Here is a 17,305-nt window from a genome sequence, read left to right as displayed (position 1 = left end):
TGTCGATCTGTGGCGCGCGCGTTTTGGCGCGGCCGCTGGCTCTCAGCCCTGCAGCCAGATGTCGTAGGCGTTCTCGGGAAGGCGCTTGAACGGCCGGAAGCCCACACCCTTGACGCGTGCCGAGGCGGCGATCTGATCCTCGGGCACGTAGAGCGGCAGGCCATAGGCCTGTTCCAGCAGGGCGAAGCGCTGAAGCCGCGCGTAGATTTCGAAGCGCTTTTTCGTGTCGAGCGTCGAGGCCGCCTCGTCCAGCCATGCCGATATTTCGGGCGCCTCGGTGCGGCTGTAATTGATCGATCCCCCCTTGTTGCGGGGCAGATAGTGGAAATAGATCGTGAGGCCGTTTTCCTGCGTCGTGGTCGAGTTCGGGATGATGCCGTACTGGCCGTCGTTCTGCCGGGTCGTGTAGGTGCCGGCGTCGACATAGCGGAGCACAAGGTCGAGCCCAGCGTTCTGGCGGGCTTGGGCCTGCACTGCCTGCAGCAGCACGTCGCGCTGGTCCCGGAGGGTCGCCTGCGACTGGACAATTTCGATGCTGAGGCGCTGGCCGTCCTTCGTACGGAAGCCTTCGGCGTCGCGGCTGCTCCAGCCAGCCTCGTCGAGGAGGCGATTGGCGCGCTTCGGATCGAAGCCGTAGCTGCCCTCGATACTGCGATCGTAGAAATCCGTGTCGGCGGGGGTCAGGACACCCCAGGCCCGCTGGCGTTCGCCGCGATAGACCGAGCGGATGACCCTCTCGACATCGATGGCGGCGAGGACGGCCTGCCGAACCCGGACATCCTCCGTCGGTCCCCGCGTCGCGTTCAGATAGAGCGTATAGGGCGTGCCGGTGTTGAGCGCGCTCTGGTAAGTAAATTCGGGATTGTCCTTGAACAGGCCGGCATCGTTGCCGGAAATGCCCTCGATCACGTCGACCTGGCCGGAGGTCAAGGCGCCGGTCCGTACCGCGGCTTCAGGGAGGAAGCGGTAGGTGACGCGGTCGAGCCAGGCCGGGCCCTGGTGCCCGGCATTGGCCGGCGCCCAGTTATAGGCTTCGTTCCGGACGAAGCGGATCTCCTGACCTTTTACATAACGCTCGATCCTGAAAGGACCGGTTCCGGCGATTTCCGGTCCGCCGGCCTTGAGCTGGGCAGACGCGAAGGATTTCGGCGACAGGATCTCGATCCCGGCCGCGCCATCGAGAAACGGTGCGTAGACGCGGCTAAGCTTCAGAACGAGCGTGCGCGGATCGACCGCGATGGCTTCCGAGACATGCGAGACATGCCCCGCGCTGATGCTGCCGGAATAGGTCGGCTCCTTCAGCTTGGTGAAGTTCAGCGCGACGGCGGCGGCATCAAATTTCTCGCCATCATGGAACGAGACATCGTCCCTGAGCGTGAAGGTGTAGATTCTGCCATCCTCGGAGACGGCATAGTCCTTCGCGAGCCAAGGCACGTAGCCACCATCGGGCGTGCGGGCCAGCAATGTCTCATAGGCATTGCGCAGGATGAGCTTGGCTTTGGCCTGCCCGTTGAGATGGGGATTGAGGGTGCTTGGCTCCGTCTCTACACCCCAGGTCAGCGAGCCGCCCTTGACCGGCGCGCCCTTCGTCTGCGCGCCGACCCGGCTCGGTGCCGCCGCCGCCAGTGCCGTTGCGCCCGCTCCGCCCAGGAGCGTCCTTCGCGTGATCATGATGTCGAACCCTTCTGGCTGGCTCAGGCGGCGAGGGAGGCGCGAGCCTCGGCCGCGAGAAGCTGGATCGTCCTCAAGCGCCAGGCGCCCTCGTTGACGGGGCAGTCGACGATGAACTCGTCGACCCCGAATGCCCGGTGCAGCCGCTGCAATTCGGCATGGATCCGTGCCGGCGTGCCGCGGAGGAGCAGCGAGCTGCGCTCCTCGATGCGGTATTCGCGCGATCCCGTCTGCCTGATGTATTCCAGAGCCTGCTCGCGGCTGGTGACGTTGACGCCCTGGCCGTTCTCGATATCGACGCGGAAGCGTCGCGTATCGGGTGCGAGGCCGCGGGCCAGATCATCGGTCTCGGCGGTGACGACACCCACGGCGAGCAGCGCCGAGGTGCCGCCGGCAGCACGATAGGCCGACAGGGCCTCTCCGATGGCGGCCTCGTCGCCATGAATATGGCCGGGATAGACGAAACCCCAACCGAGACCGGCGGCGAGCTGCGCGCTCTCGGCGCTGGCGCCGAGCAGGAAGCGTTCAGGAGGCTGCGCCGGCGCCGGGAAGGCCGCGAGCCGATTGCCCGCGTCGCTGCCGTCATGGTGCTCGCGCAGGAAGCCGTCGAGCTCCGCGAGCTGCGTGTCGAAGCTCGGCTTGCGGGCCTGATCGTAGGCGCCTTGAAGGGCATGGGTCGACAGCGGCATCCCGCCCGGCGCCTTGCCGATGCCGATATCAACGCGCCCTGGCGCCAGCGCTGCCAGCAGGTTGAAGTTCTCGGCGACTTTATAGGCGCTGTAGTGCTGGAGCATCACGCCGCCGGAACCGATTCTGATGCGGCTGGTGTGCGCCAGCAGGAAGCTGATCAGCACTTCCGGTGACGAGCTCGCGAGCTTTGCCGCATTGTGGTGCTCCGCCACCCAGAACCGCGCGAAACCGAGCTCTTCCGCCGCCTTTGCGAGCAAGAGCGTCCGCTTGAGCGCGTCGGCAGCGGTCTCGTTCGCCTGAAGGGGGCTCTTGTCGAGGAAGCTCAGTCGATAGGGCATTCGGCCTCGCCGGGCATTGACAGGATGTGTTGTTCGAATAGTCTATAGAATTAATAGATTGATTGATCAAGCGGCCGCGAGCAAGCCAAGCCGCGGCGACTTTGGAGAACGTCATGGCTGACTTCTTTTTGCGGTCTTCACCCCTCGACCCGGCGGCCGAACCACTGCTGGAGGGGCTGATAGCGGAATATGATGGGCGCTATGGCGCGGCGAGCCGACCCGGCGGAGCTCGTTCTGAGATCCTCCGCTATCCGGCCGAAGCCTTCGCTCCGCCGCTCGGCGCCTTTTTGCTCTTGCAGCGTGACGGCGAAACGATCGCGGGCGGGGCATTCATGAGCCACGACGACGAGACCGCTGAGTTCAAACGGATCTGGACACGCCCGGATCTGCGTCGACAGGGGCTTGCCCGGCAAGTCGTGCTCGCGCTCGAAGAGGCGGCGGCCGAGTTGGGCTATACGCGGGCGTATCTGACCACCGGCTTCCGTCAGCCCGAAGCGTCGGCCTTGTACATCACTCTTGGCTATCGTCCGCTCTTCGATACGAACGTCGATCCCACCCTCTACCGCTCCTTGCCTTTCGAGAAACATATCGGCGCAAGGGCGGGGCAGGCCGGGACCTACCCGGTCTATGAGCCTGCCGCGTCACTGGAGGACGCCACCAAGCGCGTCGCCGCGATCAAGGCCGAGCAGGAGGCGAAGGTATCTGCGCGGCTGGCATCCCATCTGGCTTCAGCGGCCTGAGCACCACCGGATCGGATCTCACGATGACGCAGAAATCTACGATTTTACTGGGCTTTGGGCTGCATGCGAACGCCCATGGAGACGATCTCGACTGGCGCGGCTTTTGGAACAGCCTCGTAGGCCGGCTCGACGGTGCGGCTGAATTCCTGACCCTGGAAGATCGCTTCGCCGATCCCGGCCGGGACGGGCTCGACGCGATCCTGCTGGCAAACTGGCTCGCGCCGCGTAGCCGCGACATCGGCATCATCGCCGGCGCGCCTCTCAACTTCGTCGAGCCCTTTCACGTTTCGACCGCGATCGCCACCCTGGACTATGTGAGCGCGGGCAGGGCTGGTCTCCTGATCCAGCGCCTGGACCAGCACCGGAGCCGTGACGCCGGCCGTGCCATCGGAACGCTGAAGGGGTTTCCGGCGGTCGATCCTCTGTCTCTTGACAGCGACACGCTGGCGGCGACCGAGGTCGTGAGGCGGCTATGGGACAGCTGGGAGGACGATGCGGTCATCCGCGACGTCGCCAGCCAACGCTATGTCGATGGCGAGAAGCTTCACAATATCGACTATCAGAGCGCCGATTTTCGCGTGCTGGGGCCCTCCATCACGCCAAGACCGCCGCAGGGCCAGCCTCTGGTCGCGTTCGGCTGGACAACAGAAGGGGATCTGGCACTGGCACGCGCTGCCGACGTGGTCTTCGTGCCCGCGGGAACTGGTTTTGCCGGAGTGGCGGCCAAGCTGCGGGGCGAAGGCCAGGGCACGAGGCCGAAGGTCATCGCAGATTTGCAAGTCAGGCCCGATGTGGCTGATGTCGCAGAGCTGGTCGCTGCTGCCCAGACCTCGGTGGCTCAGGGAGCAGAAGGCATCCGCCTGATCTTGCCCGCTCTCTACCGGCAGATCGCGTCCGTCGTTGACGCACTGGTACCCGCTCTACGCGCTGACCTCCTGGTCGCTCAGCCCTTGGGTGGAGATCTGCGCAGTCGCTTCGGCCTGCCCGCCGCCCGCAATCGCTACGCCGCGGCCGCCTGAGCTCAGAGGAACATCATGTCCAAGAAGCAGATCATCCTCGGGGCGCAGTTTCCGGGCGTAAACAATTTCACGGTGTGGAGCGATCCGGCCGCCGGCAGCCAGATCGAGTTCGCCTCGTTCCGGCACTTCGCCGAAACCGTCGAGCGCGGCAAGTTTGACTTCGTTTTCCTCGCCGAAGGGTTGAGGGTCCGGGAGCAGAAAGGACGCTTCCATGAATTGGACGTCGTGGGCCGCCCGAACACGCTGGCTATCCTCACGGCACTGGCTTCGATCACCAACCACGTTGGTTTGATCGGGACGCTGACCACAACGTTCAATGAGCCTTATCCGCTCGCTCGCCAGCTCGCGACGCTCGATATTCTGTCGGGCGGACGGGCCGGCTGGAACGTGGTGACCTCTCCCGGTGCCTTCACTGGAGCCAATTTCCGCCGCGGCGACCATCTCCCGTTCCGCGAGCGCTACGAGCGCGCGCGGGACTTTCTCGAAACCGCGCGCTCGATCTGGCAGGGCGGCGATTTTCACATCCGCTCTCCCCATTTCGACATCGCAGGCCGCACCGGTGCCGGTTCATTGCCGCAAGGTGCTCCGGTCATCGCGCAGGCCGGCGATTCCGACGAGGGCCGGGAACTCGCTGCCAGCCATGCTGACCTGATCTATTCGCGGCATGGCACCCTCGAGGAAGGACAGGCTTTCTATGCTGATGTGAAGCAGCGTCTCGCCAAATACGGCCGCAGCCGCGATGCCCTGAAAATCCTGCCGGGCGCCAATTTCGTCCTGGGCGAGACGCTCGAAGACGCGCTGGAAAAACAGAAGGCCATCCGCCTGCAGCAGGTCAGCCCGAAGAACGCCATCGTCTTCCTCGAACAGGTCTGGAACCGCGATCTCACGGCCTACGATCCGGATGGCCCGCTGCCGGAGGTCGATCCCGATGTCGCCGTCGAGCAGCTCGCCCAGGGGCGCGCGGCGCGCTACGATAACCGCCTGGAGACAGCGCGCGCCTGGCGCGAACTGGCCGAGCGCGAGAAGCTCAGCATCCGCGAGCTCATCATCAAGGTGACCGGGCGCAAGCAATTCGTCGGGACGCCGGCGCAGGTCGCCGAGGAGATCGATCGCTATGTCCAGGCGGATGCGGCGGACGGCTTCGTCTTCGCGCCCCACCTCACGCCCGGCGGCTTCGATGAATTCGTCGAGAAGGTCGTCCCGATCCTGCAGGAGCGCAAGGTTTTCCGGCAGGACTATGCTGCGCCCACCCTGCGCGGAAATCTCGCTCTTCCCGAGACCTGGCAGCCGGTCGCCAAGGCGGTATAGGCGGCTATTGGTTTGGTGTCGGCGCCGCCTAGTGCGGCGCCGAACTCGTCTGCGATACCGGGGGCTCGTCACGCAGCAGCGGCAACAGTTGCAGGCCCTGGCGCTCGATCTCGGCGAGATAGGGCGTATCTGACAGGATGAATTTGGTGATCCCGAGATCGCGATATTTCTTCAGCGATCGCGCGACATCCGCAGCAGAACCGACGAGCCAAGTCGTGCCCGCGCCGCCACCACCGACCTTGCCCGGTGCGGTGTAGAGATTGTCGTCGAGCACGTCGCCGCGCTCCGCAAGGTCGAGCAGCCGCCGCTGGCCGACGGCGACGAAATTCTGGTGGTCGTGCCAGCCCGCGCCGTTGTTCTTCGCCATCGTCGCGACCTTGGCCTCCGCGTCGGCCCAGGCTTGTTCGGTCGAGTCTCTGACCAGCGTCGTGATCCGCAGCCCGAACTCCAGCGGCGCAATCTCCCTGCCGAGCTGGCCGCTCAGCGATTTGAGACGCGCTATTCGCTGGGCGATTTCGGCAAGCGGCTCCCCCCAGAACAGTTGCACATCGGCCTCGGTCGCCGCGACGCGTTCCGCCGCTTCTGACGCGCCGCCGAAATAGAGCTTGGGATGAGCTCTGCCAGCTCGCTGCAGAATGCGCGGCTGAACGGTTGAATTCGAGACCGAGAAATACTCGCCGCTGAAGCTGACCTTCTCCTGAGTCCACAGCTTGCGGACGAGTTGCATGAACTCCCGCGTCCGCGCGTAACGCTGAGCCTGATCGCCTTCAGCGTCGCCATAGGCGGCGAGGTCATCCTGCCCCGAGACGATGTTGATGCGGACGCGGCCGCCGCTCAGATGGTCGAGCGTCGCAGCGGCCGAGGCCAGATTGGCGGGCCGCCAATAGCCGGGCCGGATCGCGACCAGCGGCTCGAATGTCGTTGTGCGGGCAGCAAGCGAGGTTGCGACGGTAAACGTGTCGGGCCGCCCCCAGCCTGTCCCGATCAAGGCTCCCTTCCAGCCGAAGCGCTCTAGCGCGAGCGCATGGCTGGTCAACGTGTCGAGGCTGTTGTGGTCGCCGGTCGCGGAATCGCCGCGGTGCCCAGGCTTCACATCGTTCGGGATGTACCAGAGGAATTCGCAGGCTTCCGTCATTTATCCAGACCGCGGGTTGAGCGGGTGCCCGAAATCGCCGGGGCTTTCCGAGCTGTTCTCATGCTACCGGTTCGCTGTGCGTGAGCCTCAGCCGGCTGGCGTCTTTGAAGTTGGCCGCCGACTGATCCAGATCGGAGAACGCAGGGTTGGCGACGCCAAGTTCGCCGCGGCCTGACCTGGCCCAGGTGGATTGCGATCAGGCGCCCAGTACCCCTCATGGCCTCAGCTGGGACCGGCGAGAGAGGTTCTGTCGCGTCCCAACGCCTATGCGGCCGATGAGAGGCTGGAGTGGCCATAGTGCTGCTCAAGGAGGTCGCCGAGATGAGATGCGATCGCACCCATGCCGCGCCGACCATCCTTCGCCTCCGCGTCGGGATTGTAGTTGGTGTTGGTGTTCACGTCATAGACGTAGGCATTTCCATCGGCATCGGCGATGAATTCGATCCCTGCTATCCCGATGGCGTTGGCCTTCAGGAAAGCCTCGCATGCTGGCACCAGAGGGTGGTCGAATGCGCGATGAATCTGGAACTTGTCGCCCGGAGCGACAGTCGCGCAGCTTGAGTCGATCTGGCAGACGTCGGCAGGGCAGAGCTCGAACCCTTCGGATGTATCGACCCGAACCGCATAAACGAAGCGGCCTCCGACAAACTCCATTCTCGTGATGAAGGGCGCGGGAGCGGCAATGTATTGCTGCACGAGCGTGATGCCATCGATCGATTCCTCGAAGTCGGCGCTCTCGACATGCTGGGCGAGCGCCTCACGCGAGTAGAGCAGCTTGACGCCGAGCCCTTTACCGGCCCGGTTGTGCTTCAGGATCACCGGGAAACCGACCCGCTCGGCGGCGGCCAGGAGGTGCGCGCGTCCCACCACGGCGATGGTGCGCGGCGTCCGGATGCCGAAGGGCGCCAGGGCTTCATACTGCGCGACCTTCGAGACCTCCAGTTGCAGGGCGCGACCGCCGTTCACGACCACGCGTCCATGCCGTTCGAGCCAGGCCAGCACGCCCGCCGTCCGTTCCGGTGCGTAGCGGTGACCCCGGGTGTGGGATGAGGCGCTCATGCGGTTGTAGAAGACGCCCTCCGGCGGAGCGGCGGAAAGATCGAGAATGCCCTCGTCAATGAACCACTCTGCGTAGGGAACGCGCTTCGCTTCGAACTCCCGTCGCAGGGGCACGACCCACGCGTCGTTTTCGTGAATGACGAAGACCTGCGGCTCGTTCGTCGGGTCGTGAAGCGTGCTCATCGAAAAGTCTGCCAATGGTTCTCGGATGACGATTTCAAAGAACCATAGTCATCTCGGCGCATGGCTAAAACCCGAGCGCAAAAATAAGAAAATTGAGGTCGGGCAAAGACATGAGGCGAGAATTTTATCCTTCAGAATAGCGTTGAATTGGCATTTCGACCTTGCTCGTGCTTAATGCAGACGCTGGCTCAGCGCGTCGCGCAGGCCGTCTCCGAGGACATTGAAGCTGAGGACGACGATGAAAATCGCCAAGCCGGGGAACAGGGTCAGATGGTCGGCAACGCCGAGATAGGCGCGGCCGTCTGCCAGCATGGCGCCCCATTCGGGACTTGGCGGTTGCGCGCCTAGTCCGATAAAGGACAGTGCGGCGCCAACGAGAATGGCTGAGCCGATGCGCAGGCTCATATAGACGATCACCACCGGTAGTGCGCCGGGCAGGATATGGTAGAGCATCAGCTTGCTGCCGGGCACGCCGATGGTCCGCCCCGCCTGGACATATTGTGCCTCCTTCAATGCCATCGTCGTGCCGCGTACCAGTCGCGCGAAGACCGGCACGCTGAACACCGCGACCGCCCAGACGACATTCGCCACCCCCGGGCCGAGCAGCGCGACGACCGCGATGGCGAGCAGGATGCCAGGAAAGGCGAACAGCACATCGCAAAGGCGCATCAGCGCCGTGTCGACCCAGCCGCCAGCCCAGCCGCTGATCAGGCCGAGCGCGGTGCCGACCAGACCACCGGCAAATGCCGAAACCAGCCCGACCGTCAACGAGATCCGCCCGCCCCAGATGATACGGCTCAGGATATCCCGGCCATAGGAATCCGTGCCGGCCAGATGCGCCAGCGAAGGACCCTGCAGGACGGCATCGTAATCAGCGGCTGCGGGGTCGTAAGGTGCCAGCAGCGGCGCGAAGATCGCGATCAGGACGATCAACAGCACCACGACGCCGGCAGCAAGCGCCGTATGCCGGCGCCGCAATCGCCGCCAGAATTCGCCGGCCGGGGAGCGGATCGTCGGAGCCGTCATGACCGAAGCCGGATTTCGGGATTGAGGACGCCGTAGAGCATATCGATCACAAGGTTGATCAGCAGGAACTCGGCAGACAGCAACAGGATCTCGGCCTGGATCACCGGGTAGTCGCGGAAGGCGATGCTGTCGACGAGCAGCCTCCCCAGGCCTGGCCAGGCGAAGACGGTTTCGACGACGATCGCCCCGCCGAGCAGTGTGCCGAATTCCAGCCCCGTCAGGGTCACTACCGGGATCAGGGCATTGCGAACGCCATGCCGCCAGATGACGCGGCGCTCGCGCAAGCCCTTGCTGCGCGCCGTGCGGACAAAGTCCTCTCCGGCGACATCGACGAAGGCGGAGCGCGAAAAGCGAGCTAGAACCGCGGCCACTCCGACGCCCAGCGTGAAGGACGGCATGAGCAGCGACAGCCAGCTGTCGAAGCCCCCTGTTGGAAGCCAGCCGAGATGGACGGAAAACAGGTTGATGAGCAGAAAACCCAGCCAAAACCCTGGAAAGGACAGCCCTCCGATGGCGACGAGCATGGCCACCTGGTCCTGCCAGCGGCCACGTTTCGTGCCGGCCCAGACGCCAATGAAGGTGCCGGCCAGCGTTGCCCAGCCCATAGCCGCAAGCGTCAGCCACAAGGTCGGCCAGAAGCGCGCGGCGATCACGTCGATCACCGGCTCGCGCGTGCGGCTGGAAACGCCGAGATCGCCTTTCAGGCTCGCGCCGACGTAGCGGACATATTGCTCCCAGATCGGCCGGTCGAGGCCGAGGGACTGGCGCGCCGAAGCGACTTCCTGCTCCGTCGCATCGGCGCCCGCGACCAGCCGGGCAGGATCGCCCGGCAAGACCCTGACGAAGCCGAAGACGAAGATCGATACCGCAAAGAGAACCGGTATCGCCCCGACAAGCCGTCTCAGAAAGAAGAGCATCGTGTCTCCTCTTCGACAGGGCGTTCATGGGCCATCGCGACCATCAGTAGGAACCTCCGACGGGATGTCGCGCGACGTAATGGCCGGGCCCGACCTCGACGAGCGGAGCGACCGTGGGATTGTCATCGGGCGCCCGCAGCGGGCTCGGCACTTCACTGTCGTCGATCGCCAATTCCCGGCGTCGGCGCGCCGGATCGGGGATTGGCACGGCGGCAAGCAGGCGACGGGTATAGGCATGTTGCGGCGATGTCAGCACGGCTTGACGGGGGCCGATCTCCACGATCTGGCCGAGGTACATCACCGCAACGCGATGGCTGACGCGCTCGACCACGGCCATGTCGTGCGAGATGAACAGACAGGACAGTCCGAGACGGCGTTGCAGCGCCATCAAGAGGTTCACGACCTGCGCCCGGATCGAGACATCGAGCGCTGCGACGGCTTCGTCGGCGATGATCAGACGCGGCTCGGATGCCAGCGCACGCGCAATGCCGACGCGCTGGCACTGACCGCCCGAAAGCTCGTGCGGATACCGAGCAGCGAAATGCGTGGGCAGGCCAACCAGCTCCAGCAACTCGGCGACGCGATCCGTGACCGCCGCGCCTTGGCGGAGCGCATGGGTCCTGATCGGTTCAGCTATGGAGAAACCAACTGTCAGCCGGGGATCCAGGGCGCTATAGGGATCCTGGAAGACATACTGGATGCCGCGCCTCAATTCAGGGTTCGCCTCGGCGTCAGCGCCAAGCACATCCTTGCCGTCGAAGACGATCTGCCCGGATCGTGGCGTTTCCAGCCTTACGATGCTGCGGCCCAGCGTGCTCTTGCCGCACCCGCTCTCGCCGACAAGTGCCAGCGTTTCCCCCGGTTGGATATCCAAGTTCACCTGCTCGACGGCGTGCACGCGCGCGTTGAGCATGCCGAAGGCGTTGCGCACATCGAAGCGTGTCACCAGGTCCCGCACCTGCAAGATCGGCGCGCCGGCGGCGACGGTATCCTGCGGTACAGCTTTCTCCGGTGGGATCGCGAAAGGAGCGGGCAGAGGAGTTTCGGCAAGGCTTCCGAGAACCGGAACGGCCGCCAACAGGCTCTTGGTGTAGGCATGGACAGGCGCGCCGAATATCTGCGTGACCGACCCTTCCTCGACACGCTCGCCGCCACGCATGACGACGACGCGGTCTGCGAGTTCAGCCACCACGCCCATGTCGTGCGTGATGAAGAGCAGGCCGGTGCCGAGATCGTTGCGAAGCTCGCGCAGCAGCCGCAGCACCTGCGCCTGCACGGTGACGTCGAGCGCGGTCGTCGGCTCGTCGGCGATCAGGAGGCGGGGACGGCTCGCCAGTGCGATGGCGATCATCACCCGCTGCCTCATGCCGCCGGAGATCTCGAACGGATAGCGCTTCAGCTGGCGGCGAGCATCGGGAATGCGCACGCGTTCAAGCAGTTGCAAGGCTTCTGCTTCGGCCTCGGACCAACCGATCTCGCGATGCTGGACGATGGCTTCCGCAATCTGCTCGCCGATGCGCATGACCGGGTTCAGCGAGCTCATCGGCTGCTGGAATATCATCGCGATCTCAGGGCCGCGCAGTCTGCGCATCGATTCCGCATTCTCGCGCACGAGATCGCGGACCGTGCCATCCCGGTCCCGATAGCGAATCTCGCCGGCATCGATGCGACCCGGCCCGTAATCCAGCAAGCGGGTCACAGCGAGCGAGGTGACCGACTTGCCGGAGCCGGATTCCCCGACCAAAGCGACCGTCTCGCCGGGCGAAACGGTCAGGGAGAGATTCTGTACGACCGTCGTTCGCCCCCTGTCAGCCGGAAAGCTGACCGAGAGGTTTCGTATCGCGAGGAGGTCCGGCTGACTCATCGAAGCGTGGTCACTGGAGCTCCGCATCCTCGTAGGTGAGGGACGTGTCGGGCAGTTGGGTCAATCCGGTCAAGCGCTTGTCGCGGCCGGCGACCAGCGTGTTGACGGAAAGAAAGATCCAGGGGGTCTTCTCCCAGACGAGCTTTTGGATCTTGTCATAGGCAGCCTTGCGCTGGCCTGCATCGGCGGTGCCCAGGCCCTTCTGCAGTTCGGCGTCGACCTCGGCATCCTTGAAGTAGGAGATGTTGTAGAGCGCCGGCGGGAAGCTGCGGCTGGAGAGCAGCGGCCGCAGCGCCCAGTCGGCATCGCCCGTCGAAGGCGCCCAACTGCCGAAGAACATCCGGACTTCCGCCTCCTCGGGCGTCTTTGCGCCCCAGAGGCGCGTGGTCGCGACGCCCGCTTCCAGCGGGTTCAGCTTCACCTTGACGCCGACCGCCGCCAGCTGCTGCAGCAGGAACTGCGAGGCGCGGTTGTTCAGCGTGTTGCTGAAGTTCCAGATTTCCGTCTCGAACCCGTCGGGATAGCCGGCTTCGGCCAGGAGCTGCTTGGCCTTGGCCGGATCGTAGGGCCAGACGCCCTGCTTGCTGTAGAAGGCGATGCCGGGGGCGACGGGCGCGTCCTGGGGAATTCCGAAGCCGTTATAGACCACCTTGATGAAGGCGTTCTTGTCGATCGCGTAGTTCAGGGCCTGCCTGACGCGAACGTCGTCGAAGGGCTTCTTCTGCGTGTTCAGCGCCACATATTGGGTCACGATGGACGGCGTCTTGTCGATCGCCAGGCGGCTGTCCTTTTCCACCACCTGGACGGTTTCCTGCGGCAGCGGGAAGATGAACTGCGCCTCGCCCGAGCGCAGCAGCGCCAAACGCGCACCGCTTTCGCCCACGCTGCGGATGATCACGCCATCGGCGCGGGGAAGGCCCTTGCGCCAGTAATCGGGGTTGCGCGCAGCCTTGAGATTGTCGGTCGCCCAGCTGGTGAAGACGAACGGGCCGGTTCCGACGGGGTGGCGCGAAACCTCCTTGCCGTATTGCGCGATCGCCTTCGGGCTCAGGATCGATGCACCGGTATGGGCGAGGTAGTTCAGGAGAACGCCGGAAGGTGCCTTGAGCACGAGGCGAATGGTGAAATCGTCGACCACCTCGACCTTGTCGATGGCTTCGAGCAGGCTCTGGCGCTTGAGATGGTTGGCCGGGTCGCGCAACCGGTCGTAGTTGATCTTCACGGCTTCGGCGTTGAACGGCGTACCGTCGTGGAACTTCACATCCTTGCGCAGATGGACCGTGTACTGCGTGGAATCGGCGTTCACATCAGTCCTTTCGGCCAGGACCGGGACGAGCTTCAGATCCCGGTCGAACCCATAAAGCCCCTGGAAGAACAGCCTGCTGGCCGAGAGCGACACGGAATCGTTGAGATCGGTTGGGTCGAGCCCCAGAATATTGTCGCCGACGCCGACGGTTATCTGACCGGCGGCCAGCGCCGGGGCGGCAAGGCCAAGCCCTACGGTGAGTGCTGCAATCTGCAGAGAGCGACGGTTGATGAGCGAAGAGACCATCGGTGTGTTTCCTTTGCTGCCGGCGACCACGATATCCATGCTTTAGGCGCCACAAGTCGCTGGGGCAGGATCGATAGTGCGGGCACGCTGAATTGGGGCGATATGACAGATAGTTTGGACGCGCCTTATGGGAGCCGAAACTGCCGCTGGATCGAGGACAGGGTTGCGTTTGCCGAATTGACTGTCTGGCGGCGATCGAGGCGGCCGTCGCACGAGCGACAGCCGCCTTTGGATGCTCAAAACGCCGGCAACTGGCCCGGGAGCTTGTCCTTGACCAACTGGCGAATGGTCTCGTTCTGATAGGCAGCCACGAGCTTCTTGAAGACAGGCTTGTCCTTGTCGGCTGTGCGGACAGCGATGAAGTTGTTGTAGGGGTTGTTGACGGAGGTCTCGATCGCGATCGAATCCTTGCCGGGGATCAGACCGGCCTGCACCGAGTAGTTCGTATTGATCACCGCCGCGTCCAGGTCGTCGAGGGTCCGCGAAAGCTGCGCGGCATCGATCTCATTGAACCTTAGCTTCTTCGGATTCTCGGAGATGTCGAGGACGCTGGGTACGAGCCCAACATTGTCCTGGAGCTTGATCAGCTTCTGCGACTGCAACAGCAGCAGCGCGCGTCCGCCATTGGACGGGTCGTTGGGGATGCCGATCGACGCGCCGTTCTTCAGTTCGCCGATCGACTTGATCTGCCGCGAGTAGAGGCCGATCGGGGCAACGATCGTCTCGGCGATGGGCGTGATCTTATAGCCCTTGGTCTTGATCTGGTTTTCCAAGAACGGCCGGTGTTGGAAAGCATTTGCGTCTAGATCCCCGGCGTTGAGCGCCTCATTGGGCAGAAGATAGTCGTTGAACACCACGACCGTGATGTCGAGCCCGTCCTTCTGGGCGATGTCCTTGACCGCGGCCCAGATAATTTCGGAATCTCCGCCGGAAATGCCGACCTTGAGCTTGTCATTGGCCAGCGCAGGCACTGCCGCTGCAGACAGGACGGCGAGAGCCGCGAAAATCAAACGCTTCATGATGGAGTGTCCTAAGATCGCTGCGAATCCAAGTCGCGGCGCACATCAAGATTTTGTTGCTTAGAAGAAATTGGGCCATCTCACGGGGCGCCGAGTTCTTCATGGCCAATCTTGTATCAAAGGTCAGATTTTGTGCACTTGCGAATATTGCTCTTTTGTTGCCAAAACAATCTACCTTACCTGCCCGCAAGAGAAGAATTTCCTGTGTTCATTCACGGTCGGGGCGGACATGGCAAGCAACTCTTGACGAAGTGGCCCGGTCACCGCGAAGAGCTGCCGTCCGGGTCGCCCTTCGCGCGGACTGTCCGAGGAGAGTTTCATGGCCAAGGCTGACGCGTCGCATGGTCCCAACACGCGACTGGGCCATGGTGGCAATGACCCCATGGAGTACTACGGGTTCGTGAACCCGCCGGTTGTTCGTGCGTCCACGGTCCTGTTCCCAGACGCGCGGACGCTGATCGCGGAGGACCAGAAATACAACTACGGAACGCATGGCACGCCGACGACCGATGCTCTCTGCGAGGCGATCAGCGGTCTTGAGGGCGCGGCCGGGACGGTCCTCGTTCCATCCGGCCTCGCTGCGATCTCCGTGCCGATGCTGACGTTCCTGTCGGCCGGGGATCATGTCCTGATCACCGATTCCGTATACGGCCCGACCCGGCGCTTCGCCAACGAGGTGCTCCCGAGGATGGGCGTGTCGGTCGAATATTTCGATCCGTTGCTGGCGGCGGATATCGCCCGGCATCTTCGCCCGGAAACGCGCGTCGTCTTCCTGGAAACGCCGGGTTCGAATACCTTCGACATGCAGGATATTCCGGCGATCGCCGCAGTCTGCCGGCCGAAGGGAATCGTGACGGTGGTCGACAACACCTGGGCAACGCCGCTGTATTACCGGCCCCTGGAGCAAGGCGTCGATATCGTCATCCACGCAGCGACGAAGTACCTGGGTGGCCACTCCGACGTTCTGATGGGGACGGTGTCGACCAACGCGCAGCTCTGGCCCAAGCTGTATCGCGGTCACATGGTCTTGGGCATGTGCGTCGGGTCCGACGATGCCTATCTCATCCTGCGCGGCCTTCGCGGGTTGGGCCGCAGACTGGCGGTGCATCAGGAGTCGACATTGGCCGTTGCTCGCTGGCTGGAGGGGCGCGACGAGGTCAAGCGTGTCTATTATCCTGCCCTGGAATCCGATCCCGGCCATGCCATCTGGAAACGCGATTTCTCGGGAGCCGCCAGCCTGTTCTCTTTCAGCTTGCGGGATGGCGTCGATGCCCATCGGCTTCTCGATGCGTTGAGCGTGTTCGGGCTCGGATACTCCTATGGCGGATATGAAAGCCTCGCGGCCAAAGTCAATCTCGCGGACCGTACGCTGAAGCGGGCCGATGCCGAGGACGCACTGATCCGCCTCCACATCGGCCTCGAGGATGTCGAGGACCTGATCGCGGATCTGGAAAGAGCACTCATCTCAGCCGGTGGGGGCGGTTCCTGACGATCTCCCTGCGGCCTCGTAATCGATGACCGCCGGATGTAGCCGTCAGTGATGGAGACCGGCGCCTTCCAGAGGGCGCCGACGAATTTCGGCAAGTTCGGATGCGACCTTGTCCGGAGCACCATCGCCTTCCGCCTTGAACGCGCGCCGCAACCAGCCATTCGCATCGACAAGAACGAGCGCCGGCGCTGAGGCGCTGGCGGTGATCTCGGCCAAAGCTGCGGCCAAGGGGGCGGGGTCCTCGACAGCGCATCGCTGACCCGCACCGTCGACCTGAACTTCGACGCCTGCGCCAGGTTCGTCACGACCGAACCGCAGCGTCAGAGGCACGCCGTTGCCCGGCACGACGATGGTGCCGCCGACGCAACGCGCGACGAAACCGGGCATGCGCGCGGCACCGGACCAACTCATCTCGGAGGGCGAGAAGATACGAGCTCCGGCCCGCAGGCGGATAAAGTCGACCAGCGACCAGATCGCGGCATCGTCCAGTTGACCCGCTGGCGGCATCGGGCCGACTCCATGGCGGATCGACCAGAACAGCTCGCCGCCGGGGCGCCCCGCGATCAGCGGTGCGGAGAGGTCTGGCGGCCATACGGATTGCGCGATCGCGACGGGGCCGCGCCCGCGCACGTCCGCGCCATGGCAACGCGCACAATCGCGCTGGAACAGTTCCCGGCCGGTCGCGATGGAGCGCGCGGCATAGCCTGTCGGAGACCCCTGGAAGCTCGTCGGAACCGCAGCGACGACATAGGGGCGCCATGGGGGGATCTGCACAAAAGCCAACGCGATGGCGCCGGCAAGAAGGGCTGGCCAGCGCAGCTTGCGAAGCGACAGGGCCGCGACGAAAAGCGCAAGGGCTGTCGCCACGGGGGCCAGCAGGCGGAAAAGCCCGTCGCGCAGATAAGCATCGTCCCAGAAGGCGGGCACCGGCCTCACGGCAAAAGGCCAGACGGGCTGCTCGTGGATTGCCGGCGGCCGGCTGGCCAGCGCGGCCGCAACGGCGACGATGGCCAGTCCAAGGCCGGCCTCTAGGGCGACCGAGAGGGCAAGGCTGCGTGCGGAACCGCTTGTCTCGGCCCTTGGCGCGAAGCGGAAACGATTGGCGCAAGCCAGCAGCAAGAGCCCGCCGAACAGAGCGATTTTGGCGATTGCGAGCTTGCCGTAGGCCGTCCCGAGCAGTCCCGGCAGGCTGCCGATCAGCGCCTGCGCCTGGGAGACCGACGTTGCAGCGAGAACGATGACGCACGCCAAACCGAGCGGCGTGAAGCGCCGGGCGAACGCGGGTGCCAGTGCTG

At 64.3% G+C, this 17,305-nt stretch carries 14 protein-coding genes; 4 read left to right on the top strand and 10 right to left on the bottom strand.

Annotated elements, in window-relative coordinates:
- Positions 1-42: 42 nt before the first annotated feature.
- Both JHD80_RS09895 and JHD80_RS09890 read right to left on the bottom strand, forming a co-directional pair.
- Entirely contained in the window at positions 43-1,671 is a 1,629-nt protein-coding gene (locus JHD80_RS09895) for an ABC transporter substrate-binding protein (protein ID WP_199086583.1), read from the bottom strand.
- Positions 1,672-1,694: 23 nt separating this feature from the next.
- Positions 1,695-2,699 carry an MsnO8 family LLM class oxidoreductase gene (locus JHD80_RS09890; protein WP_199086581.1) on the bottom strand — a complete coding sequence of 335 codons (1,005 nt, stop codon included), beginning with the start codon at positions 2,697-2,699 and terminating at the stop codon, positions 1,695-1,697.
- Positions 2,700-2,812: 113 nt separating this feature from the next.
- Between JHD80_RS09890 and JHD80_RS09885 the strand changes: the two genes are divergently transcribed.
- Genes JHD80_RS09885 through JHD80_RS09875 form a run of 3 tightly spaced genes read left to right on the top strand, consistent with a single transcriptional unit; the run spans position 2,813 to position 5,766 of the window.
- Positions 2,813-3,439, top strand: coding sequence for a GNAT family N-acetyltransferase (locus tag JHD80_RS09885; protein WP_199086579.1), 627 nt, complete (start codon positions 2,813-2,815; stop codon positions 3,437-3,439).
- A 23-nt stretch (positions 3,440-3,462) separates the two neighbouring features.
- On the top strand, positions 3,463-4,458 hold the full coding sequence (locus JHD80_RS09880; protein WP_199086577.1) for an LLM class flavin-dependent oxidoreductase: 996 nt from the start codon (positions 3,463-3,465) through the stop codon (positions 4,456-4,458).
- A 15-nt stretch (positions 4,459-4,473) separates the two neighbouring features.
- Positions 4,474-5,766: an LLM class flavin-dependent oxidoreductase gene (locus tag JHD80_RS09875; RefSeq protein WP_199086576.1), complete on the top strand. Its 1,293-nt coding sequence runs from the start codon at positions 4,474-4,476 to the stop codon at positions 5,764-5,766.
- Positions 5,767-5,794: 28 nt separating this feature from the next.
- Here the strand turns inward: JHD80_RS09875 and JHD80_RS09870 are convergent, their stop codons facing one another.
- From JHD80_RS09870 to JHD80_RS09840, 7 genes are all read right to left on the bottom strand, one after another.
- On the bottom strand, positions 5,795-6,901 hold the full coding sequence (locus JHD80_RS09870) for an LLM class flavin-dependent oxidoreductase (RefSeq protein ID WP_199086574.1): 1,107 nt from the start codon (positions 6,899-6,901) through the stop codon (positions 5,795-5,797).
- Positions 6,902-7,165: 264 nt separating this feature from the next.
- Entirely contained in the window at positions 7,166-8,143 is a 978-nt protein-coding gene (locus tag JHD80_RS09865) for an ATP-grasp domain-containing protein (protein WP_199086573.1), read from the bottom strand.
- A gap of 171 nt (positions 8,144-8,314) precedes the next feature.
- Positions 8,315-9,169, bottom strand: coding sequence for an ABC transporter permease (locus JHD80_RS09860; RefSeq protein WP_199086571.1), 855 nt, complete (start codon positions 9,167-9,169; stop codon positions 8,315-8,317).
- Positions 9,166-10,086 carry an ABC transporter permease subunit gene (locus JHD80_RS09855; RefSeq protein ID WP_199086569.1) on the bottom strand — a complete coding sequence of 307 codons (921 nt, stop codon included), beginning with the start codon at positions 10,084-10,086 and terminating at the stop codon, positions 9,166-9,168. The genes JHD80_RS09860 and JHD80_RS09855 overlap by 4 nt, the downstream gene beginning before the upstream one ends.
- A gap of 43 nt (positions 10,087-10,129) precedes the next feature.
- A complete protein-coding gene (locus tag JHD80_RS09850; RefSeq protein WP_199086567.1) occupies positions 10,130-11,950 on the bottom strand; it encodes an ABC transporter ATP-binding protein in 1,821 nt (606 codons plus the stop codon).
- A gap of 10 nt (positions 11,951-11,960) precedes the next feature.
- On the bottom strand, positions 11,961-13,502 hold the full coding sequence (locus tag JHD80_RS09845) for a glutathione ABC transporter substrate-binding protein (RefSeq protein WP_199086565.1): 1,542 nt from the start codon (positions 13,500-13,502) through the stop codon (positions 11,961-11,963).
- Positions 13,503-13,738: 236 nt separating this feature from the next.
- Positions 13,739-14,521, bottom strand: a complete 783-nt coding sequence (locus JHD80_RS09840) for a MetQ/NlpA family ABC transporter substrate-binding protein (RefSeq protein ID WP_199086563.1) — start codon at positions 14,519-14,521, stop codon at positions 13,739-13,741.
- Between the two features lie 319 nt (positions 14,522-14,840).
- Between JHD80_RS09840 and metC the strand changes: the two genes are divergently transcribed.
- Complete coding sequence (gene metC / locus JHD80_RS09835; protein ID WP_199086561.1) at positions 14,841-16,010, top strand: cystathionine beta-lyase; 1,170 nt, start codon at positions 14,841-14,843, stop codon at positions 16,008-16,010.
- A gap of 45 nt (positions 16,011-16,055) precedes the next feature.
- Here metC and JHD80_RS09830 read toward each other — a convergent pair.
- Positions 16,056-17,305 (bottom strand): CopD family protein (locus JHD80_RS09830; RefSeq protein ID WP_199086560.1); only part of this gene is annotated, 1,250 nt, incomplete at its 5' end.

Source organism: Allobosea sp. ASV33 (genome assembly GCF_016428755.1).
Taxonomy (GTDB): Bacteria; Pseudomonadota; Alphaproteobacteria; order Rhizobiales; family Beijerinckiaceae; genus Allobosea.
This window is presented reverse-complemented; position numbering and strand designations above follow the sequence as displayed.